The 22,451-nt window shown below is 38.6% G+C and carries 22 protein-coding genes and 1 pseudogene; 13 read left to right on the top strand and 10 right to left on the bottom strand.

All coding sequences use genetic code 11. The annotated features are described in order from the left end of the window. Positions 1-15 precede the first annotated feature (15 nt). Positions 16-1,371 (top strand): annotated as a pseudogene (locus tag LMF32_RS05200) (MFS transporter). A 60-nt stretch (positions 1,372-1,431) separates the two neighbouring features. On the opposite strand, the gene LMF32_RS05195 reads toward LMF32_RS05200, so the two are convergent. Then, positions 1,432-1,764, bottom strand: a complete 333-nt coding sequence (locus LMF32_RS05195; protein ID WP_230524066.1) for an NAD(P)H-dependent oxidoreductase — start codon at positions 1,762-1,764, stop codon at positions 1,432-1,434. Positions 1,765-2,074: 310 nt separating this feature from the next. On the opposite strand from LMF32_RS05195, the gene LMF32_RS05190 reads away from it, so the two are divergent. Continuing rightward, positions 2,075-2,518 (top strand): MarR family transcriptional regulator, encoded by a 444-nt coding sequence (locus tag LMF32_RS05190; protein ID WP_230524065.1) that lies wholly within the window; start codon positions 2,075-2,077, stop codon positions 2,516-2,518. Next, a complete protein-coding gene (locus LMF32_RS05185) occupies positions 2,511-2,945 on the top strand; it encodes an organic hydroperoxide resistance protein (RefSeq protein ID WP_230525081.1) in 435 nt (144 codons plus the stop codon). Before LMF32_RS05190 ends, LMF32_RS05185 begins: the two co-directional genes overlap by 8 nt. Positions 2,946-2,985: 40 nt before the next feature. Here LMF32_RS05185 and LMF32_RS05180 read toward each other — a convergent pair whose 3' ends face one another. Beyond that, positions 2,986-3,897, bottom strand: a complete 912-nt coding sequence (locus LMF32_RS05180) for an AEC family transporter (protein WP_092480863.1) — start codon at positions 3,895-3,897, stop codon at positions 2,986-2,988. Between the two features lie 191 nt (positions 3,898-4,088). On the opposite strand from LMF32_RS05180, the gene LMF32_RS05175 reads away from it, so the two are divergent. The 4 genes from LMF32_RS05175 to LMF32_RS05160 all read left to right on the top strand — a co-directional run bounded on the left by LMF32_RS05175 (position 4,089) and on the right by LMF32_RS05160 (position 8,928). Continuing rightward, positions 4,089-4,655, top strand: coding sequence for a class A sortase (locus LMF32_RS05175; protein WP_230524064.1), 567 nt, complete (start codon positions 4,089-4,091; stop codon positions 4,653-4,655). Between the two features lie 266 nt (positions 4,656-4,921). Then, the gene (locus LMF32_RS05170) at positions 4,922-5,368 is read left to right on the top strand and encodes a MarR family winged helix-turn-helix transcriptional regulator (RefSeq protein ID WP_230524063.1); all 447 of its coding nucleotides are present in this window, start codon (positions 4,922-4,924) and stop codon (positions 5,366-5,368) included. Positions 5,369-5,387: 19 nt separating this feature from the next. Beyond that, a complete protein-coding gene (locus LMF32_RS05165; RefSeq protein WP_230524062.1) occupies positions 5,388-7,154 on the top strand; it encodes an ABC transporter ATP-binding protein in 1,767 nt (588 codons plus the stop codon). Positions 7,155-7,191: 37 nt separating this feature from the next. Then, the gene (locus LMF32_RS05160) at positions 7,192-8,928 is read left to right on the top strand and encodes an ABC transporter ATP-binding protein (RefSeq protein WP_223156112.1); all 1,737 of its coding nucleotides are present in this window, start codon (positions 7,192-7,194) and stop codon (positions 8,926-8,928) included. Positions 8,929-9,272: 344 nt separating this feature from the next. Here the strand turns inward: LMF32_RS05160 and LMF32_RS05155 are convergent, their stop codons facing one another. The 4 genes from LMF32_RS05155 to LMF32_RS05140 all read right to left on the bottom strand — a co-directional run bounded on the left by LMF32_RS05155 (position 9,273) and on the right by LMF32_RS05140 (position 12,370). After that, the gene (locus LMF32_RS05155; RefSeq protein ID WP_230524061.1) at positions 9,273-10,313 is read right to left on the bottom strand and encodes an SDR family oxidoreductase; all 1,041 of its coding nucleotides are present in this window, start codon (positions 10,311-10,313) and stop codon (positions 9,273-9,275) included. Positions 10,314-10,520: 207 nt separating this feature from the next. Continuing rightward, on the bottom strand, positions 10,521-10,721 hold the full coding sequence (locus LMF32_RS05150) for a cold-shock protein (protein ID WP_092480867.1): 201 nt from the start codon (positions 10,719-10,721) through the stop codon (positions 10,521-10,523). A gap of 235 nt (positions 10,722-10,956) precedes the next feature. Next, a complete protein-coding gene (gene fetB / locus LMF32_RS05145) occupies positions 10,957-11,715 on the bottom strand; it encodes an iron export ABC transporter permease subunit FetB (protein WP_230524060.1) in 759 nt (252 codons plus the stop codon). Further along, a complete protein-coding gene (locus LMF32_RS05140) occupies positions 11,699-12,370 on the bottom strand; it encodes an ATP-binding cassette domain-containing protein (RefSeq protein ID WP_092480869.1) in 672 nt (223 codons plus the stop codon). Before LMF32_RS05140 ends, fetB begins: the two co-directional genes overlap by 17 nt. 207 nt (positions 12,371-12,577) lie before the next feature. Here LMF32_RS05140 and LMF32_RS05135 point away from each other — a divergent pair, with 207 nt between their 5' ends. After that, on the top strand, positions 12,578-13,669 hold the full coding sequence (locus LMF32_RS05135) for a MupG family TIM beta-alpha barrel fold protein (RefSeq protein ID WP_230524059.1): 1,092 nt from the start codon (positions 12,578-12,580) through the stop codon (positions 13,667-13,669). A 159-nt stretch (positions 13,670-13,828) separates the two neighbouring features. On the opposite strand, the gene LMF32_RS05130 is transcribed toward LMF32_RS05135, so the two are convergent. Then, positions 13,829-14,263 carry a hypothetical protein gene (locus tag LMF32_RS05130; protein ID WP_230524058.1) on the bottom strand — a complete coding sequence of 145 codons (435 nt, stop codon included), beginning with the start codon at positions 14,261-14,263 and terminating at the stop codon, positions 13,829-13,831. A gap of 290 nt (positions 14,264-14,553) precedes the next feature. Between LMF32_RS05130 and LMF32_RS05125 the strand changes: the two genes are divergently transcribed. The 4 genes from LMF32_RS05125 (at position 14,554) to LMF32_RS05110 (ending at position 18,592) form a co-directional block, all read left to right on the top strand. Then, on the top strand, positions 14,554-15,195 hold the full coding sequence (locus LMF32_RS05125; protein ID WP_230524057.1) for an NAD(P)H-dependent oxidoreductase: 642 nt from the start codon (positions 14,554-14,556) through the stop codon (positions 15,193-15,195). A 398-nt stretch (positions 15,196-15,593) separates the two neighbouring features. Further along, entirely contained in the window at positions 15,594-16,640 is a 1,047-nt protein-coding gene (locus LMF32_RS05120; RefSeq protein ID WP_092480874.1) for a PTS sugar transporter subunit IIC, read from the top strand. 39 nt (positions 16,641-16,679) lie between these two features. Further along, positions 16,680-17,606 (top strand): 2-dehydropantoate 2-reductase, encoded by a 927-nt coding sequence (locus LMF32_RS05115; RefSeq protein ID WP_230524056.1) that lies wholly within the window; start codon positions 16,680-16,682, stop codon positions 17,604-17,606. Positions 17,607-17,722: 116 nt separating this feature from the next. Then, positions 17,723-18,592, top strand: coding sequence for an MBL fold metallo-hydrolase (locus LMF32_RS05110; RefSeq protein WP_230524055.1), 870 nt, complete (start codon positions 17,723-17,725; stop codon positions 18,590-18,592). Between the two features lie 47 nt (positions 18,593-18,639). On the opposite strand, the gene LMF32_RS05105 is transcribed toward LMF32_RS05110, so the two are convergent. Both LMF32_RS05105 and LMF32_RS05100 read right to left on the bottom strand, forming a co-directional pair. After that, positions 18,640-19,632 (bottom strand): asparaginase, encoded by a 993-nt coding sequence (locus LMF32_RS05105; RefSeq protein ID WP_092480877.1) that lies wholly within the window; start codon positions 19,630-19,632, stop codon positions 18,640-18,642. Positions 19,633-19,678: 46 nt separating this feature from the next. After that, entirely contained in the window at positions 19,679-19,849 is a 171-nt protein-coding gene (locus tag LMF32_RS05100; RefSeq protein WP_188204950.1) for a hypothetical protein, read from the bottom strand. Between the two features lie 282 nt (positions 19,850-20,131). Here LMF32_RS05100 and LMF32_RS05095 point away from each other — a divergent pair, with 282 nt between their 5' ends. After that, positions 20,132-21,487: a solute carrier family 23 protein gene (locus LMF32_RS05095; protein ID WP_230524054.1), complete on the top strand. Its 1,356-nt coding sequence runs from the start codon at positions 20,132-20,134 to the stop codon at positions 21,485-21,487. A gap of 86 nt (positions 21,488-21,573) precedes the next feature. On the opposite strand, the gene LMF32_RS05090 is transcribed toward LMF32_RS05095, so the two are convergent. After that, positions 21,574-22,365, bottom strand: coding sequence for a general stress protein (locus LMF32_RS05090; protein WP_230524053.1), 792 nt, complete (start codon positions 22,363-22,365; stop codon positions 21,574-21,576). Between the last annotated feature and the right edge of the window lie 86 nt (positions 22,366-22,451).

The following is a 22,451-nucleotide window of genomic DNA, read 5'->3' as shown; positions in this document are numbered from 1 at the left end:
ATCGCAGGTATCGTCATGGGTGTTATCACATTTTGGTTGTTTGCCCAAACGATGCTGAATATCGGTCCAGCTGTACAACCTGTACAACAAGATCTAGGGATCTCTGCAGGAGTATTGAATATTTCTGTCAGCTTGACCGCTTTATTCTCCGGTATGTTCATGGTTGGAGCTGGAAGCTTGGCTGACCGTATCGGACGCGTAAAAATGACGAATATTGGTATGGTTTTAAGCATTACTGGTTCCTTGTTTATTGTAGTGGCACAAGGTGCGCCTCTATTGATTCTTGGACGGATCATCCAAGGGTTGTCTGCAGCAGCTATCATGCCATCCACCATGGCTTTGATGAAAGTGTACTTTGATGGAAAAGAAAGATAACGGGCGCTAAGTTACTGGTCAATTGGTTCGTGGGGCGGTTCTGGATTAACGTCTCTATTTGCTGGATTGGTTGCCAGTACACTTGGATGGAGAGCAATCTTCATTTTGTCTATCGTGATTACTGTTATCGGGATGATGTTGCTGAAAGGTACACCTGAAAGCAAAGTAGAAGCTATTGGGAGTCAAAAGTTTGATTTTTCGGGATTAATGGCTTTCGTGGTAATGATGTTGTCGTTCAACCTTTATATTACGAACGGGTCTGCATTAGGCTGGACTAGCTTAGCTGGACTTGGACTTATTGCTGTTTTCCTGCTTTCAACATTAGTTTTTGTCAAATTAGAAACCAGTAAAGACAATAGTTTGATTGATTTCTCGCTTTTTAAAAACAAAGCTTATGCTGGAGCAACTTTGTCGAACTTCTTATTGAACGCAGCAGCGGGCACATTGATCGTTGTAAACACGTATGCTCAATCTGGTCGCGGATTCACTTCTTTCCAAACAGGACTATTAACAATCGGTTACTTAGTCTTTGTGTTGATCGCGATTCGTATGGGTGAAAAATTCTTGCAAAAATATGGTGCGCGTATGCCAATGCTGGCTAGTGCAGTCATTACTGCAATAGGGATTGCCTTGATGTCATTGACGTTCTTACCAAATAGTCTGTACATCATTTTTATCATCGTAGGGTATGCATTATTTGGATTCGGATTAGGAATTTATGCGACTCCTTCAACAGATACCGCTGTTTCAAATGCACCCGCTGAAAAAGTAGCCGTTGCATCTGGTGTTTACAAAATGGCCAGTTCTTTAGGCGGTGCTATTGGTGTAGCTATTTCAGCAAGTGTCTTTGCAGCCGTAAATGCTGATGGACATGTGCATGAAGCAAGTTCTATTGGGTTATTGGTCAACATTTTATTTGTGGTGATTGCTTTCTTAAGTGTGTTCTTTACAACACCAAAAGATCATGCAGATGCTGTACATTCAACAACTAAATAAACAACAAAACAAGCGACTGGGAACAAAATCCTAGTCGCTTGCTTTATTATCAGATTGGATTTAAAAAGTCTTTCCTAATTCTTTAGCTTTTTCAATTCCTGCCGCTACAATGCTGTCTGCATTTTCAGGATCGTGATCCATGCCTTCAACAAATAACTCGGAACAGTCTTTGATGCCTAGGAAGCCGAAAATAGTTTTGAGGTATTGGCTGGCAGGATCTTGTCCGTGAAATACGCCGCCATTGGCTTGAATATGTAAAAGTTTTTTGTTGTTGATCAAACCTTCGGATCCTGTTTCAGTATAGCGGAATGTTTTGCCAGCAACCGTTACGGTATCGATCCAAGATTTCAGGCGAGAAGGTACATGCAGATTCCATAATGGAGTCGCAATCAATTTCTGGAAGAGTTACTTGGTATAAGTTCAACTCTTCAATGCTGTTATCAGGATTAGTCTTTTTGTATTCTTCTAGAAAGCATCTAACACTTTCATTGAACTTGAAACTGAACGATCAAACTGGTGAAGGCGTACTACTAAAACTTTTGCCATTTCTTTCCCTACTTTCGTTTTTATAAATAAACTGTATCATGATTGAAGCGCTTTAATAATAAGCTCTGAAGAATTTACAAATAAAAGCTAAGCGCTTGCATAAAACAATTTGGTTGTGTACAATTCAATTGTGCACAACCAATTAGGGGGAAATCAAATGGAAGGAAATCAGTTTTTATTAGAAGAACAGCTTTGTTTTTCGACGTACACTCTATCTAAACAATTTACCAAATTTTATCGGCCAATTTTAGAACCGTATTCGTTAACGTACCCTCAATATGTAACTTTATTGATTTTATGGGAGAACGATAACCAAAGCGTGCAAGAATTAGGTAATCGATTAGGATTAGATAGCGGAACGTTGACGCCTATGCTCAAGCGAATGGAAACAGCGGGATATGTTACTCGAAATCGTCATCCGGAAGATGATAGAAAAGTCGTAATTGCTGTGACTGAAAAAGCGATGGGCATCAAAAGTGAAGTAATAGAAAAAGTTTCTGCCTGTTTGCAGCTTCTCCAATTGGAAGAAAAAGATTATTTTGATTTGATCGAACGCATCAATGCTCTGACCAAAACTTTAGGAGGAATCAATCCTGACTGAATCAAGAAAACTTTATACAACAAAAGCAATCAATACAGGTGGACGTAACGGAGAAAGCCGTTTACCAGACGGGTCATTTTCAGTTAGAGTTTCTACACCAAAAAAATTAGGTGGTCTAGGACAAGGAAGCAACCCTGAACAATTATTTGCATTAGGATACAGTGCTTGTTTCAACTCTGCTTTAGAAGCGAAAATGAAAGAAGCAAAAGTAGAGGCTAAATCAGAAGTAACGGCTGAAGTAATTTTAAATTCAGATCCGTCAGACAATGGCTTCAAATTATCTGTTGTCTTAGAAGTCGGTATTGAAGGAAAAACGTTAGAAGAAACAACAGAACTAGCTGAAAAAGCTCATGCATTCTGCCCGTATTCAAAAGCTGTTCAAAACAACATTGATGTTGAAGTGAAAGCTGTAGAATATGTCGGTTAATTTTAAAAAAACTCTCGCCGAATCTGGCGAGAGTTTTTGTTTACAAAATGAAGATCAAAGCTCCAATCATGAGAATCAAGGATAACAGGATGCTCATTGAAGATAAAAATCCTGAAAGAGAAGCTTTGTTTCCATAAACCACCATGTTGATGGTAGAAACAGTCCCTATTGGAGCAAGAGCCAATAAGACTAACGATATTCGAACGAGCTGCGGCAATGGCAGCAAGAAATAGAAAATCAACGCAAGTAAAATACCTAATAAGTAGCGTGTAAACAATAGTTTTGCTACTTTCGTCAAATCGACTCGAGGAATCTTAAAGTCTAAGTAAAGCCCAATCATAAACATGGATAGAAAGGCATTTCCGCTAGAAAAAAGTTTGACGACCGAAAGAACATTTTCCGGAATCACAAATTGAAAAAGAGCCAGTAGGATCATAACAATGTAAGTAGAAAAAGAAGGAGAGCGAAACAAACGAAAAATCACTTCTTTAGCCCCGCGAGAGCTTCGATTTTGTCCCAGCATTTTATCTGCTAATAAAGGCGTCCCGCCAAATAACATCAACGCATTACCTGTATCGAAACTGCCGATAAAAGGAATAGCAGCAGGGAAAAAACCTTGTACAAATGGAATCGTAAAATTCCCAATGTTGTACCCCGCTTGACTGAACATCATTAAAGCCTGATCAGAAGTGTCTTTCTTACGCCAGATTATTCCGCCGATTGACACCAACAAAATATTTGACAACAAACCTAAAGAAATCATAATGATCAATATGCTATCAATCTCAACGGCATTGAAGCCGACAATAATCGTAGCCGGCAAAGTTAAGTTCAGAATGATTTTTGAAATGGTGTGGCCGTCCCGCTCTTCTAATAGCCCACCTGCTTTAAATAAATAACCTACTAGTATGACCAATAAAAAGCTGATTGCTTGTGTTAATACAGCCCCCAATAAAAAAACGCTCCTTTTTCTAGGTTTAAAACCTAGTTTTACCTTATCTTACCTTACCAAATCATAAATTCCAATCTTAAGGTAAATGCCTTAAAACAAGTTCGAATAAAATAGATAATGCTCTCCTTGTCTTTTCTGCTTAACACATTTGTATATTAGGTAGAAAAAAATTCGAAAGTTAGCGAGGGAAAATGAAAAAGGGCAAAGAAAATCAGACCAGTGATGCGTCATTTGATTTTGGAGAAGTGGAACTGTTAGATATGGAAACAGTAGCCTTAGCCCAGTTCAACAGCGATCAAATAATGGTGTTAGGCGATATCAGTATACCTAGCGTTGGATTGAATCTGGCAATTGGAAAAGGTACCTCTCCTTATACCTTGGCATTGACAGCAGGAACCATGAAAGAAGAGCAAGCAATGGGGAAGGGAAACTATGCCTTAGCCGGCCACTATATGAATGATCCTGATTTGTTGTTTAGACCATTATATGAGGTAGAAATAGGCGATACGGTTTATCTGACTGACTTGAACTACATTTATGAGTACCAAGTCATCGAGCAGCGAACAATCGAAGCTACCGAAGTCAGTGTCATAGACGATGTTCCGAACCAAACATTATTAACGTTGATTACGTGTGACGATGATGGAGTTATTCGCTTATTGACCACTGCTGAATTTGTCCAAAAGGTCTCTGTAGAGGATGCTTCTGATGAAATGTTAGAAGCTTTTGAGTCGGATTTGAGTATTCGGTCACGTTGATGAGTAAAAAAGTAATCAGGGATAAGATGAAATTTATATAACAACATAAATCAAAAGAACCTCAACTTTTTCTTAGTTGAGGTTCTTTTGTGCCTAAAGGAATGTAAGGACAAACATTGAAAAGACGGGCTTTTACATTGAAAATAAAGCTTGCAAACAGGATACAATAAGAGCATACTATTTGTTAGTTGCCTAACAGTTCGGTGCCGAACTATTAGACGAAGGATTCATAAAAACAACCAAGAAATTTTAAGAGGAGGTAAAAAGTGAGGGAATTTCAGGATTACGTTTGTTTCTCACTGCAAGCAGCCAATCACCAAGTCAAAAAGTCTATCGCTGCCAAAATGACAGAGATCTCAGATGATCAAAACAATATGATGCAATCCAGAATCATTGGTTTCATTCATAGTCGGCAAGACCAAGATGTCTTTCAAAAAGACATTGAAGAATTATTGAAAATACGCCGTTCAACAGCCACTGGTATGTTAAATACACTGGAAAAAAAAGGGCTTATAGAGCGCCAGCCAGTGAGTCATGACGCTCGCTTGAAAAAACTGGTCATCACTCCTAAAGGAATCGAATTTTCAAAAAAAGCAGCAGAATGCATTCAAAGTGTAGAACGTAAAGTACGTTCCGGATTGAGCGAAGAAGAACTGGAAACCTTTTTTAATGTATTAAGTAAAATCAGAAAAAATATAGAAGATATGGAATAGAATGTAAGGGAGTTTATGTATGATACAGTTGTTAAAATATTTAAAAACGAAAGACTGGGGAATCGTTTTTATGGTTCTCCTATTTATTATTGCTCAAGTCTTCTTAGATTTGAAATTACCAGACTATATGTCTGAAATCACTGTTAAGGTTCAAACACCAGGTAGTGAGACCAGTGAAATCATCCAAACAGGTGGATACATGATGCTGTGTGCTTTAGGAAGTTTAGTGGCGGCAATTATCGTCAGCTTCCTGTCTACCAGACTAGCAGCTTCGTTTGCTAAAAATTTGAGAGAAAGACAATTTGATAAAGTGGAAAGTTTCTCGATGCAAGAGATCAATGGTTTCTCGACTTCCAGCTTGATCACTCGTTCAACAAATGACATCACTCAAGTGCAAATGTTTATTGCAATGGGAATGCAAATATTGTTTAAAGCACCTATCATGGCAGTTTGGGCGTTAACAAAAATTTCTAATAAGAACTGGCAATGGACAGCAGCTACTGGAATCACTGTAGTCGCATTGTTAGCGGTGATTATTACAGTTATTTCTTTGGCATTGCCTAGATTTAAACGTATCCAGTCATTAACCGATAACTTAACCTCTGTTACAAGAGAGAACTTAACAGGGATTCGCGTAGTTCGCGCATATAACGCTGAAGACCACGAAGAAAGTAAATTCGAGACAGCTAATACAGCTTTGAATCAAAATTACTTATTTACGACACGTTTGATGGCGTTTATGTCTCCAAGTATGGTCGCTGCAATGAATGGATTGAGTTTAGCTATTTACTGGATCGGAGCTTATTTGATTAATGAATCGATGGACATGATGGAACGTATCACTATTTTCAGTGACATGGTCGTGTTCTCTTCTTATGCCATCCAAGTCGTGATGTCATTCGTTATGTTGACATTCGTTTTCGTGATCTTGCCAAGAGCGCAAGTTTCAGCAAATCGTATCAAAGAAGTTTTAAATACAGATTCTACTATTAATGATGGAACAGTAACAGAAGGAAAAGACGATTTAGAAGGTGAAGTTGAATTCCGCAATGTCAGTTTCAAATATCCGGATGCTGCTGATTATGTAATCAAAGATATCAGCTTCAAAGCGCGTAAAGGAGAAACTATTGCGTTTATCGGATCAACAGGAAGCGGTAAAAGTACGATCGTCAATCTTGTTCCGCGTTTCTACGATTCAACAGAAGGTGAAATTTTAATTGATGGTGTGAACGTAAAAGATTATACCCAAGAAGCGTTGCGCAATAAAATCGGGTACGTTCCTCAAAAAGCTGTTTTATTCAGTGGAACGATTGCTTCGAATATTGCTTTCGGAGAAAATGGAAAAGAAGACATCTCTAGAGATGCTGTAAAACGTGCAATCAGTGTAGCCAAAGGAACAGATTTTGTTGAAAAAACAGAAAATCAATATGAAGGTCACGTTGCCCAAGGCGGGAACAACTTCTCCGGAGGTCAAAAACAACGTATGGCGATTGCCAGAGCGATTGCTCGCGATCCGGAAATTTTCGTTTTTGATGATTCATTCTCTGCATTAGACTACAAAACAGACCGCGAATTGCGTTCGCAATTGAAAGAAGAAGCAAGCGGAGTCACTAATCTGATTGTTGGCCAACGAATTGGAACAATCAAAGACGCTGACACGATCATTGTACTAGATGAAGGTCGGATCGTTGGAAAAGGTACGCATACAGAATTGCTGGAAACATCTGAAGTGTACCGCGAAATTGCTTATTCTCAATTATCAGAGGAGGAATTAGCTAGTGAGTAAACATGCTGGAAAAGTATCGGGTATGAAACCGAAAAATATGAAACAAACGTATAAAGACTTATTGGCTTACATCAATGTGTACTTGCCTATTGTGATAGTAGCACTTGTTTTAGCTATGGGAGCAGCAGTCATTTCGTTGATCGGTCCGCGCCAATTAAGTGAGATCACAGATTTGATCACAGCAGGATTGACCGGTCAATTGGATATTGCAGCAATCGAAAAAATCGCTCTTCTCTTGGTGACTTTATATGTGATCAGTTACATTGCCAACTATGTTCAAGGATTCATCATGGCAACGATCACGCAACGCGTTTCTAAAAAATTAAGAAGAGACATTTCTGAAAAAATCAATCGTTTGCCGTTGCGCTATTTCGACTCTAACAGTGTCGGAGATGTACTGAGTCGAGTAACGAATGATGTCGACATGATCAGTCAAACGATGAACCAAAGTATCAGTACTTTAGTAACAGCAACAACTATGTTCTTGGGTTCATTATTTATGATGTTCATTACAAATGTCCCTATGACTCTTGCAGCAATTGCTTCAACGTTGATCGGGTTCGGTCTAATGATCTTAATCGTGAGACACTCTCAACAATACTTTGGAGCACAACAAAAAGCTTTAGGAGCCGTTAATGGACATGTGGAAGAAATCTATTCCGGTCATAATGTCGTAAAAGCCTATAATGCTGAACGAGGAGCCAAAGAAACTTTTGACCAAATCAATGATGATTTGTACCAAAGTGCCTGGAAGTCTCAATTCTTCTCTGGGATCATGATGCCATTGATGAACTTTATCGGGAACTTCGGTTATGTAGTTGTCAGTATTTTAGGAGCTGTGTTGGCTTTAAATGGAGATATCACTTTTGGAGTGATCGTAGCCTTTATGATGTACATTCGCTTGTTCACCCAACCGTTATCTCAATTTGCACAAGCAGCAACAAGTCTGCAATCAACAGCTGCAGCAAGTGAACGCGTATTCGACTTCTTGCATGAAGTCGAATTGATAGACGAAAAAGGGAAGACAAGTCAATTGGAAAACATCCGTGGAGACGTGGAATTTGAGCATGTTCATTTCGGATATACACCTGAGAAAACAATCATCAATGATTTCTCTGTGCATATCAAACCTGGTCAAAAAGTAGCTATTGTTGGACCGACTGGTGCTGGTAAGACAACGATCGTCAATTTATTGATGCGTTTCTATGAGATCAATAGCGGTTCGATCAAAATTGATGGAATTCCAACAACGGATCTGACGCGTGAAGATGTCCATGAGCAGTTTTGTATGGTGCTTCAAGATACTTGGATCTTCCAAGGAACTGTACGAGAAAATATCGTCTACAACGTCGAAGGTGTAACTGATGAGCAAGTTGTAGCGGCATGTAAAGCAGTAGGTATCGATCACTTTATCCATACGCTGCCTCATGGATACGATACAGTATTAGATGATCAAACAAGCTTGTCTGCTGGACAAAAACAATTGATCACGATCGCTCGTGCTTTAGTTAAAGATGCGCCATTATTGATTTTGGATGAAGCAACGAGTTCAGTAGATACACGTACAGAAGCCTTGATTCAACAAGCAATGGACCGTTTGATGGTTGGACGTACGTCATTTGTGATTGCTCACCGTTTGTCTACGATCAAGAACTCTGATGTGATTTTGGTAATGGATAATGGAGACATTATCGAAAAAGGAAATCACGTAGAATTATTGGCCGCTGGCGGGTTCTATGCAAACTTGTATAATAGCCAATTTGAAGAAGCTTAATTTACAGGCTTCATTTGAACAATAAACAGTTAAAAGGTCCTTTCTGCTGTATAAGTAGAGAGGACCTTTTTTGTTGAATTTTGAAGATAGTCCATGAATGATATGGGAGTTAGGCTCATGGCTGAAAATGAAGTAATTCCGGCCATGAGCAACTAAAAAACAATACTCATGGCAAATCAGGAAAAATAGTTGGCCATGAGCAAGCTAAGAACCGAGCTCATGGCACATAAAAAGAATTTATCGGCCATGAGATTTCAAAAATGAAGGCTCATGGCAAAATAAGAAACCATAACTCAAAAAACGAGCCCCTCAATCATCCAGTGAGGGGCTCGTTACTTTACTCATTATTTTTTATGTTTCAGCAGTTTCATCCCGATCAAAGCTAAACTAGTGACAGCAACAGTAGCCAACACAGGGTTTTTAGTAGCCTTGACATAGTAGCTTTTCTTTCGTATCCAGCCTTTATTGGTGCCGCGTTCATGCAGACCGTATCCAGCGTGATATAGGCTGCTTTCTTCTTTTGGCTTAGATGGACGAGAATCGTATTGAGAAGGGTGCATCACTTTTTCAACAAATTTGTCCGTGAAGCGCGGCAGCATATGAGATAGAACGGTCAAGAACTTCGATTGCCCGCCTACATAAACATCTCTTGTTGGTTTTTCAGCTGCAAATAGAATAGCTTCTGCGACGGCATCTGGAGGATAGACCATACCGATATGAGTCGGTTGGTGTTCCAAATAACTGTGTGCATGCTCATTGTATGGGGTATCGATTTTTCCAGGCTGAATCAAAGTAACAGAAATCGGAACATGATCTTTTTCAAATTCCATACGAATACTTTCCGTCCAGCCGTGTACAGCAAATTTAGAGGAAGCATAAATCGATTGAATCAAGGAAGCTTTGTTCCCGAAAATTGATCCGACATTAATAATTGCGCTGGGTTGCCCAGTTTCTTTAAAGTGCTTGGCCGCAGTTTTTGTCCCATAGACAACGCCCCAAAAGTTGACTTCAAACATTTGCTTCATATCAGGAGTACTGATCTCTGTACCGTGTCCGTAAATAGAAACACCGGCATTGTTGACCCACGTATCAAAATGTCCAAATTCTGCAATAGCCATTTCAGCGATTCTATAGACATCTTCTTCTTTTGAAACGTCAGCTACTACATACATGGCAGATTGCCCTTTAGATTTCAGTTCATCGACCAATTTCTTCAAGGCTTCTTCGTTTCTTGCGGCTGCAACTACCTTTGCACCTTTAGCAGCTGCCATCCTGGCAGTAACTAACCCAATCCCGCTGGATGCTCCTGTGATAACAATGACTTGATCAGCTAATTTCTTCAAAGGCAACTTCATATTATTGACGGGCATTTTTTCTTTTGACATAAATGAATATCCTCCTTATTTTATAGTTTGTGGTCCACAACCAGTAAAAAAGAATTTATTCCTAATGACAATTGCTTCAACATTTCTTTCTTTACTCTTTATTTTAAAGAAAGGATGGGACGATATGCAAAAATAAGGCTTAGTAAACCTAAAAAAAACACCCCGACTAGACTAATCTAGTTGGGGTGTTTGAGTTTTAAGTTTAAATTATGCTTTAGTAATGTTTACTGCTTGAAGTCCGCGGTTACCTTCTTCAATATCAAAAGTAACTGTTTCGCCTTCTTCTAAAGTTTTGAAACCGTCAGTTTGGATAGCTGAGAAGTGTGCGAATAAATCTTCTTCGCCTTCGCGTTCGATAAAACCGAAACCTTTGTCTGCATTAAACCATTTAACTGTACCTTTATTCATAATAAAATTCCTCCATTGTTTTGTGCTTTGAGCACGTTGTATTTGCAATATTTCATTTAAAAAAAGAAGAGGGAATTTAGTCATAAAATGAATAAAACTACCAATTAATTTTGTTAATAAAACTACTACAATTAATACTATACCCTTTATTTCGAGATAAGTAAAGCTCCACGCTGAATATCTTTTTTTACTCCCTCGGATTGAGTGAACAAAAAGACACATCTGTTATGAATATCTAACCCAAAAACTGTTGTCTGTCATTAAAGAAACTGCGGTAAGCCAGGAACGATGCAATATAAGAAGACAAGCTGGTCGTCGCTACGATCATGAAAGTCACCATGATCTGATACATGATAGCTGTAGTAGGGACAGTTCCGGCAAATATCAATCCTGACATCATACCTGGCAGTGTCACGATCCCAATGGTTTTAGCAGAATCTAGAGAAGGCTGCATGCCGGATTTAATCGTTTCTCGTAAAATCGAACGCGAAGCTTGGTTAGGTGTAGCGCCAAGCGACAGTTTTTCCAATATTTGTTGGCGCTGGTCTCGAAACAGGGTATTCAAGTTACGGTAGCACAAACCAATGGTCGTCATAGCTGTCCCACAAATCATTCCTGAAATAGGAACGATTTGGGAAGGGGTAAATTTGATAGAGCCTGATAAAACAAGTACCGTTAACGTTAAAATAACAGTAGAAAAAATAGCGATGATGGAGATTTTTAAGGAATTTGGAATCTGATTGCTGCGTTTATGAGCGTTCCACGCAGCATTGAAAGACATCACAAAGACTAAACCAATCGTCACCAAAGGACTGTCTATCCCAAACAAGTAAGTTAAAATATACCCCACAGCCACTAATTGAATGACCGCTCGAGTAATGCTGTACAAGATTTCTTTGGCGGTCCCTAACTGTTCTTTATAAGAAATAAAGACACCTACAAGAACTAAAACAAAGCTAAGAGCAATGGTTGTTGGGCTAATTTGCAAATTCATTTTGCAATTCCTCCTTATGAACAATTTTCCCGTCAACGATACGGATCCGTTTATCTGCCAAAGCAGCTTCTGCTTCATTATGACTGATCATCAAAATCGTCATTTCCGTCGTTGAACGCATTTCTTGAAGCCAGTGCCAGATGATTTGACGGTTTTCTTCGTCTAAAGCACTGGTTACTTCATCCAACAATAAAATTTTCGGCTGGAACAAAACGTTGCGGATCAAAGCAATTCGTTGTTTTTCTCCACCTGATAGTGCATTGATCGGTTTGTCTAAGTAATCCTCAGGCAATCCGACCATCCCTAAATAGTCCGTCGCTTTTTGTTGATCAAATGCCATCTGGCGAATCTCATATGGAAAGCTCAAGTTGTCTCTCACCGTGTCTCCAAATAAAACAGGGGACTGGAAGCAGTAAGACACTTCTTTTCGGTATTCAATAGGATCATACTGTTCAATAGAGCGACCATTGTAAAGCAATTCGCCGTTCGTTTTAGATAAGATGGTCGCAATGATTTTTAATAAAGTGCTTTTCCCACTGCCAGATGGCCCGGTAATGGATACAAACTCTCCACTTTCCACTGTAAACTGAATATCTGCTAAAATTTTTTTACCTTCAGACTCAAAAGACAGCTGTTTGATTTCTAATAAAGCCATGGTTATCGGTCTCCTTTTAATGTACTGGTTCTCTTATCCTATCATATTTTTTGAATGGATAGAAAGATAACTGACAGAAAAGTGTGTTATTGAAGAAAGTTGTTCGTTGAATCCGTTTTCTTTGTCGTTGACACTTTTTTATATAAGCGGTAGACTATTTAAGTGTTTATGATAAAGCGTTTGCAACGAGAAGAGAGGGCAATAAGCATGAAAAAAATGGGCGTATCGATCTACCCGGAAAAAAGCACTTATGAACAAGACAAAGATTATTTAGACTTAGCGCATCAATACGGGTACAAACGTATTTTTACTAGTTTGCTGGAAATTACAGGAGATTCAAAAGAAGTTGTAGCTAAATTCAAAAAGATCATCGAGTACGGCAATTCATTAGATATGGAGACTGTGGTCGATATTAATCCTGGTCTATTTGAACAATTAAATGTCAGTTATGATGATTTATCTTTCTTCCATGAACTAGGCGCAACAGCCGTTCGATTAGATTTAGGTTTTACGGGTGCTGAAGAGGCGCGAATGACCAAAAATCCATACGGTCTTCAAATTGAAGTCAATATGAGCAGTGGGACGAAATACATCGACAATATTATGAGTTACCAACCAAACAAAGAAAATTTGACCGCTTCACAAAACTTCTACCCTCAAAGATACTCTGGTTTGGCTCAAGACCACTTTGAACAAACAACTGCTCAATACACTCACTACAGATTGAATACAGCAGCTTTTGTTACTTCACAAGCTGGGAAATTGGGACCATGGCCTGTTCAAATGGGATTATGCACATTAGAACAGCATAGACATTTGTCTATCCAGACGCAAGTCACACATTACCGTTTAATGGACACGATCGATGATTTATTGATCGGGAATGGATACGCTTCTGAAACTGAATTAAAAGCTATGGCAAGTGCATTTTCAAATGCGCATCCTCAATTGGAAATCGTATTTGAGCCGCATGCAACAGAATTGGAAAAGAAAGTGATCTTAGAAGAAGTACACCAATACCGTGGTGACCGATCAGAATACATGATTCGTTCTTCTATGACTCGAGTAAAGTACAAAGCAGAAGACTTTCCAGTGCATTCTACTGCAGAAACAAAAAAAGGAGACGTAGTGATCTGCAACAACAGCTTTGGTCAATACAAAGGGGAAACCCAAATAGCACTAAAAACTATGGAAGATGATGGATCACGCAATATCGTCGCCAAATTAACACCAGAGTCCGTTTTCTTGTTGGACTACCTAACTCCTTGGTCAAGCTTCCAATTTATTGAAGTTCAGTAAAAATAAGGGAATGCACTAAAATCATGTAGATGTTTTGGTTTAATTAGATTGATAAGCAACTAAAAAAGCAACCATTCCCCTGATGAAAAAATTCGTCAGGGGAATGGTTGCTTTTTGTATCGTCAGTTCTGCAAACTGATTCATTAGTGATGACTAACTTTACACATTAGAATTGTTATCCTTGATATCCGATTTCTCTACGTCAGTCATCATCGATTGAGGTTTGTTTTGCCATTCCAAAAACTCCATTCGGTGACCGAAAAAGGCATACGTGTAGAAGCGGCGGGCCCCACGAAGATTGTGATCTTCCTCAAACGGAATGTTGTATTCTGTCAAACGGTCCATCAATCCAGTAATATTAGTTATTTCGAAGGCAGGATGTCCTCTTTTTTCTGCGTGAAAGTTTTCATCTAACCCCACATGCAGAATGTGTTTGCCAGTATCAAACCATAAACTTTCAAAGTGACTAAGTGATTCTGGTTTTTCAATCTCTTGGCATCCTAAAATCTCGGTAAAAAAGTGCCTAGTTTCTTTTTCTGTCCCTAATGGAGCAGTAATGTGAATATGATCTAAACCTTTAAAAGAAAAATTCATTTTATCCATCTCTTTTCTATTTCATATTTTAATCCTACATGATTTGGAAACTTATTATAAGTATGCTTTCCTCCTAAATCATCTTCAATCAATTACACCATACTTCGATTTGTACTGATTGAAGTTGAGCATGGTATTAATTATTAGGATGGATAAAAAAATATCTCGAATTCGTAATTTTCCTCTTGTATTTAATTTATTTTCATGACATAATGTAAGTAAGTTAACTAAAAGTAAGTAAAGAGTTAGTGGGTTTCCCACAATTCATTACAAAAATGGGAGGAAACGCATTGGCAACAGAAAGCTTTATTACACGAATAAAGAATACTTTATTCAGTAACCAACAACAAACAATAGAAGAGGAGAACAAAATTATGAAAATCGGTATTATATCAGGAAGTGTACGTGAAGGAAACAATGCAGCAGCAGTATCACAATGGATCTTAGATTTTGCTAATAACAGAAACGACGAGGGTGTAGAATACGAACTAGTTTCTTTAGCAGATTATGATTTGCCGTTGTTAGGAGCTAAACTTCCTATTGAACGTCAAGAAGCTGCAGGTGCTGCTATTCAAGCTTGGTCAGAAAAAATAGCTTCATTTGACGGATATGTATTTGTTACTCCAGAGTACAACCACGCAGTAGGCGGCGCATTAAAAAATGCGATTGATTTCTTGAAGCCAGAAGTAGCTAATAAAGCAGCAGCATTAGTTGGATACGGCAGTTTAGGGGGAGCTCGTGCTCACGAAAACCTGCGTGTTATTTTAGGCGAATTAAGTGTAGCAACTGTTCGTACAACGACCAACTTCTCATTGATGACAGACTTTGAAAATATGAGTGTCTTCAAACCAAATGACTACAACAAAGTAAATGCTGAAGGTATGTTCAATGACTTACTGTTATGGACTAAAGCATTGAACACAATTAGATAATTTATTCTTAAAATAATTAAAAGAACATAAAACAGAGCTGTGTGCAGAATCTATTCTGACACAGCTCTGTTTTTATTAATGGGTAATCTGCTTAATTGTGAAAAAAATCTCATAAATAAAAAGCTCGAAAATAGAAATTGGAATAATGGAAAAAAACAAAAAAATCTTATTATTTCTAGCATGTAATACTGCGTAATCAGAATAAAAAAAATACTGGTACAGTTGTAAAAGGAAAAATTGAAAGGGGAATTGTTTTCTTAATCTAAATTATAAATGAGAAAACCAGTCAAATATTGTATTAACATTCAACTTGTGATAAATTTAACTTGTAATAATTAGTGAATATTTGAGCAAAAAGAAACGTTTATTGATTATCAAAAGAAGAGAGGTTGAGTTTGATGGAAGAAAGAGTAAAATATACGGGTAAAGATTATTTGAATAAAGTTTTAGGAGGCACGGCATCAGGTATTGTTATTGGGTTGATTGCTAATGCGATTTTAGGTTCTATTTTTACCGCACTTATTCCTTATGGTTCAATTTTTGCTTTGTTAGCAAATGTAGTCAAAATCATGCAATTTATTACACCAGCAATTATCGGCGTTCTCGTAGCTATGCAATTCAAAATGAATGGAATGGAAAGTGTCATCATCGGAGCAGCAACCTTTTTAGGTTCTGGAGCTTACCAAGTGACTGAAACTGGTGTCCAATTAGTGGGAATCGGAGATTTGATCAATGTGATGCTCATCTCAGCGATTGCTGTCTTTGTTACTCGTTTGCTGCAAGGTAAATTAGGGTCGTTGACACTGATTTTAATGCCGATCATCGTAGGAGCCGGCGTAGGAACTTTAGGGTTAGTGATGCTGCCTTATGTAGGGATGATCACTTCTTCAATAGGTAATTTGATCAACAGCTTTACGACTCTTCAACCGTTATTGATGGCTGTATTGATATCAGTCGCTTTCGCTATTTTGATTATTTCTCCTATTTCAACAGTCGCTATCGGAATCGCGATAGGAGTAGCAGGATTAGGCGCAGGTGCAGCAGCAGTCGGAGTGACAGCTTGTACAGCAATTTTGATCATTGGTTCTTTAAGAATCAATCAATCTGGGACAACCTTAGCTATCTTGCTGGGAGCTATGAAAATGATGATCCCCAACTTGATCAAATACCCTAAAATCATGATTCCGATCGTATTGAATGCTATCGTATCAGGTGCAGGAGTTTACTTCTTAACCATTCAAGGAACTCCTCAAACTGCTGGATTTGGTATCGTCGGATTAGTCGGACCCATTCAAGCGTATAACATGGGAACAAGTTTAATCAGTGTATTAGCGGCTTACTTTATCATTCCATTTGTCGGAGGCTTTATAATCGACTTTATATGTACCAAATTGCTGCATGTGTATGAAGACGAAATTTTCAAATTTATTCCAGCTTCAAATTAAAAACAATAAACTAATGAGTACAAACGGAGGAAATTCGATATGAAAATTGCTATTGCAGGTTCAGGAGCTTTAGGATGCGGGTTCGGGTATATGATGCAAAAGGGCGGTAATGAAGTAACGCTGCTTGATTTTTGGGAAGACCACATTCAAGCGATTCGTGAAAATGGACTTTCTATCACGGTTAATGGGAAAGAAGACAACATCACTATTCCAGTAGGTAAACCAGATGAATTCAATGAAACATTTGAGACGGTTTTTATCTTTACCAAATCAATGGGCTTAAGACATATGTTGGAAGCCGTCAAACACTTATTAGACGAAAATACGAAAGTAGTTTGTTTATTGAATGGACTGGGACATGCCAACACGATTTCTAAATACGTTCCTAAAAAAAATATCATCATGGGAACAACGGTATGGACAGGAGGACTGGACGCTCCAGGGAAAACGCACTTTATGGGTGAAGGTCCCGTAGAGGTTCAAAATTCCGACGAGAATGAAGAAGCGGCAGCTCGCCAAGTGGTGCAAATGATGGCGGATTGCGGATTAAACGGAGTATATAGTTCAAACGTCCACTTTACTACTTGGAGAAAAGCTTGTGTCAATGGAACAATGAATGCTTTGTGTTCTCTATTAGACTGCAATATCAAAGAATTGTTTGAGACTGCTCAAATCGAACAATTGAATCACAATATCGTATCCGAATTTTCACGCGTAGCTGAAACAGAAGGAGTCCAACTGGACGTGGAAGAAACGGTCGATTACTTAAAAGCTGTTGCGGAAAAAGTAGGAGGACACTACCCTTCAATGCATCAAGATCTTAAAAATAAACGTCCGACAGAAATCGACTTTTTAAATGGTGTTGTGGCCAAAGAGTCTGAAAGAAACGGCTTTGAAGCTCCTTACAGCAAACAAATAACTCAATTGATCCACGCTAAAGAAGATATATTAGGTATCAAACGCTAAGCGAACAGACATCAGGCTGGTTAAGGATAAAACCTTGAACAGCCTGAATTTTTTTGCTTCTGGGAAGAAAGTTAGTATAATGGATTGGAAACGTTTTTATTTTTAGGAGGAAAAGAATGGATATATTAGCATTTTACGACATGACATTGACTTGGATAGACGGCGGAATCACGTCTATGGATGGAGGAGCTATGTTTGGTGTAGTGCCAAAGCCTTTATGGTCAAAAAAATACCCGCATAACGAGAAAAACCAAATTGAATTGCCGACTGATGCAATTGTAGTCCAATACCAAGACAAAAACTATTTGATTGATGCCGGAGTAGGACAAGGAAAATTAAGTGAAAAACAACGGCGAAACTTTGGCGTGACGGAAGAAACGAAAATAGATGAAAGCTTGAAGGAACTAGGATTGACGGTAAACGATATTGATGTAGTGTTGATGACGCATATGCATTTTGACCATGCCGGCGGATTGACTCGTTTCGAGGATGGGGAGTTAGTCTCTACTTTTCCAAATGCCGTTATTTATGTGAACGACATAGAATGGGATGAATTGCGCAATCCCAATATTCGCTCGAAGAGTACGTATTGGAAAGAAAACTGGGAACCGATTCAAGAGCAAGTTGTTACCTATCATGATCGGTTAGAAGTCGTACCAGGAATAGAAATGATCCATACAGGCGGTCACAGCGATGGACATGCGGTTATAAAACTGTCCCAACAAGATGAAACATTACTGCATATGGCTGATATCATGCCGACACATGCCCATCAAAATCCTTTATGGGTGCTGGCGTATGATGATTATCCAATGACATCTGTTTTCAGCAAAGAAAAATGGATGAAAGAAGCATACGAAAATCAGTACAAATTTATTTTTTACCATGACGCTTATTATCGAATGATGCAATGGGATGAAACTGGAAAAGAAGTCATCGATTCTTTGAAACGAACCAAACCTGCTTATATCACATTTCCTGAATAAAAAAATGGTCCAAGCTCTCTTCTAAGAGAACTTGGACCATTTTTAGCTTAAAACAAAATATCGTTGGCGATCGTTTGATAAAACAGGGTTTTGACTTTGTCTGGATCGCTTTCTCTGCCGAGAGCCCACATCAATTTACAGACCACGGATTCGGTCGTCATATCGTAAGCCTCTAACACACTGACTTTATTTTTCAGTTTGTTACCGACTTTGTAGATTTCCATGTCGCTGCCTTCGTTAGGCACTTGTGTGGTCATCACAATAATTTTCCCGCGTTTCGTCCATTTCTTGATAACATCGTAGAAGCCGTATTCCGGAAATGAAGGAATGCCTCCAACACCGTAACTTTCAATGATAATAGCGTCTTTCTTAGATAACATAAAGTCTAAGATCTCGGCTTCTGCACCAGGGGTCAATTTGAACAAACCTACTTTTGGATTGATGGTTGGGTAAAATTCAGGCTGAGCAGCTGCGGGTTGTTGAATGTATTGAATCAAATGATTGTCTTGGATAATAGCGATATAGGGATAATTGATGCTGGAAAAAGCTTTGAAACTTTTGGAATGCGTTTTTCTAGCTCGTGTCCCCAAAATCACTTTCCCGTTGAATACGATTTGAACACCGCTGGCTTTATCGGATGATGCGTATAAAAAACTGTCGTACAAATTGGTTTTCGAATCGCTGATCTCCATATTGATCGGCTTTTGAGATCCTGTAATCACAATGGGTTTCGGCGAGTTTTGAATCATGTAAGACAAGGCAGATGCTGTATAAGCCATCGTATCTGTTCCATGTGTAACAACGAAACCATCATACTGATCGTAGTTGTCTCGAATTGTTTCTGTTAATAAAGTCCAAATGTCAGGAGACATATTGGTGCTGTCTATGTTGCAAACTTCTAAAGTGCTCACTTCGCAAAATTTGGAAATATTCGGTATGTAATGCAAAATATCTGAGGAAGCCATTTGCGGTTCTAATCCATCTGCTGTCAATGCAGAAGCAATCGTTCCGCCGGTTCCAATCATTAAAATACGTTTCATTTCAAAACTCCTTACATTTTTAATCCATGTGAGTTTAAATACCTCTTTATTTTGGCCAAGCTAGATAAACAGCAAGTCCAATAAATAGAATACCTGTAAAAAAACTAAACTTACTGAGAGAATGTTTTGTAACCTTGGAACTTCTTCTGGAACTAAAACCAAACATCAATAGGCTTAATCCGAAAATAAATGATACTAACATAACCCAAAATCCCATATAATTCCTCCTCGTAATAACGATGTAGATATTCTTATTAATTTATATTGTACCGTTTTTAGGAAGAAATCAGTAGATAGGATTTTTTTAAATAAAAGAAAATATTTTCTATTTGTATTTCGTTTGGTTTACTGCTACAATCAATTACAGCAAAGTCCTTTAATTTGATCCTGTGAGATCGAGAAGGGTAACAAATCGAATATATTTGATACCAGAGGTCCTTTTGCGAATAAAAAAATTCACATAGGGCATTTTTTTGTGCCCTGGAGAGGAAGTATGGTCATGGCTGTAGAACACAAGAAGTTATTATTGGATATTGAGGAGAAGCCTCCAGTAGCCAAAGGTTTATTACTAAGTCTTCAACATATTTTTGCAATGTTTGGAGCCACTATTTTAGTCCCGTTGATTTTAGGAATGCCAGTATCTGTAGCTCTACTTGCAAGTGGGGTCGGTACGCTGATTTATCAAGTCGCTACTAAGTCAAAAGTTCCGGTTTACCTAGGATCTTCATTTGCTTATATCACTGCAATGGCGGTTGCTATCCAGCAAATGGATGGAGACATCAGCGCTGCTCAAACAGGAGTCGTATTGGTCGGGTTGTTGTATGTTGTTGCAGCAGCTTTTGTTAAATTATTGGGAACTAAGTGGATCGATAAATTATTGCCTCCAATCGTTATTGGACCAATGATCATGGTCATCGGTCTAGGCCTAGCGGGATCTGCAGTCACAAACGCAGGTTTTGTAGCAGGCGGAGACTTAAGGCATATTCTTGTAGCCATCAGCACGTTCTTGATTACAGCTTTTGTGAATACTAAAGGAAAAGGATTGTTTAAAATCATTCCTTTCTTGATTGGGATCATAGGAGGATACGTGATAGCATTAGTCTTAGGGCTAGTTGACTTCACGCCTGTTTTAGAAGCTAAGTGGGTTGAAATGCCAGGCTTGATCTTGCCATTTGCCACACCTTGGTTTGGAAACTATGAATTCTATCTTGGTCCGGAAACGCTAGCGATCCTGCCAGTAGCTTTAGTGACTATTTCTGAACACATTGGAGATCACACTGTTTTAGGCAAAATTACTCATAGAGAATTTTTGAAAGATCCTGGGTTATCCAGAACGTTGATCGGAGATGGAGTTGCAACAGCTGTTTCAGCCTTTATCGGCGGTCCGGCCAACACGACGTATGGAGAAAATACGGGTGTTATCGGTATGACCAGAATAGCTTCAGTGTCTGTCATTCGCAATGCAGCTCTAATAGCGATCGGGTTGAGTTTTTTCGGGAAGTTCACCGCGTTGATCTCTACGATTCCCACCGCAGTTCTTGGGGGCATGTCGATCTTGTTGTACGGCGTTATTGCAAGCAATGGCTTGAAAGTTTTGATTGAAGAGCAAGTAGATTTTGGAAAAGTCCGCAACTTGATCATTGCCAGCAGCATGATGGTTTTGGGGCTTGGCGGAGCAGTATTGGAAATCGGGACAGTCATTTCTTTTTCTGGGACAGCATTGAGCGCTATAGCGGGAATTCTTTTGAATTTGATCTTGCCGCAAGAAAGCGAATATGTACCAGAAGAAAATATGGAAACGAAACCGTCTAAAAAAATGGCTAGTGTACAAAAATTAAAGAATACAACCGTATAAAAAACAAAAAATAAACCCTGCTTAAGGAACTATCCTTTAAGCAGGGTTTATTTTTTATCAAGTTTCTACTATATTAAGTGTTTATTTTATTTAGAAGAATCGTCATTGTCTTCTGGTGAAGGAGGAACGACTGTGTCATGTCTTCCAGGACGATTTCCTCTTGTTAAGTGATCTGATTCAGTATTTCCTGTTGCTTCATCTGATGCAGATGATCCCATTGAACCGATATCTGTAGCAGGATCTACTGTTTCATCAGGTAAAAGATTTTCTTCTGTGTCAGCCAAGTAGTTTGTATCAATAGAAGTATCTACTTCATTTTTATAATCATAATCTTCAGAGCTGTCGCCAGACAGATCGTCTTCAAATAAAGAAGGTGTTCTAGCATTGCCTGGATTTTCATTAGGTGCATAATGAGAATTACGGCGTCTAGTATCCATATCGTCTTCGTTGTCTAAAATAGGAGGATAACTGGTAGGTTCTTCATCAGTAGGTTCAGATACATAGTGCTCTTCGTCAGCTACAGGGGGTGTACTGTTAGTGAAATCTGTCGCACCCGCTTCTTGCGAGAAATCATCTACTAAAAGGACGATTTTTCCGTCATCAATATCGTCTTTATACGGTTCTAAAACTTCTTCGTCTGCTTCATATCCATCATCATCGTTGGAAAAAACATCTTTGATTTTGTCCCATGTTGATTCGTCAGTATCAGCATGCTCCGTATTGATTTGAGTTTCTGCGGCATCAGCAAAACGGTCATGTGCCTCTTGGTTCGCGATCAATGTCAGTAAAGTTCTGTCATAACCTTGTCGCACTAGTTTTTCAATAGCCTCATTAGCTTCATCGATCGTTGAATAACTTCCTTGAACAAATTTTCCCATGATTCTTTCCTCCTTGAATTTTATCGAATAAGTTTCCTTTTTAACTGTGACTTCAGTGTAAAGAGATTTTTAGAAAACAGCAAAAG

This window comes from Desemzia sp. C1 (genome assembly GCF_020882875.1).
Taxonomy (GTDB): domain Bacteria; phylum Bacillota; class Bacilli; order Lactobacillales; family Carnobacteriaceae; genus Desemzia; species Desemzia incerta.
The sequence above is the reverse complement of the archived record's forward strand: the minus strand, read 5'-3'. Positions and strand labels throughout refer to the sequence as shown.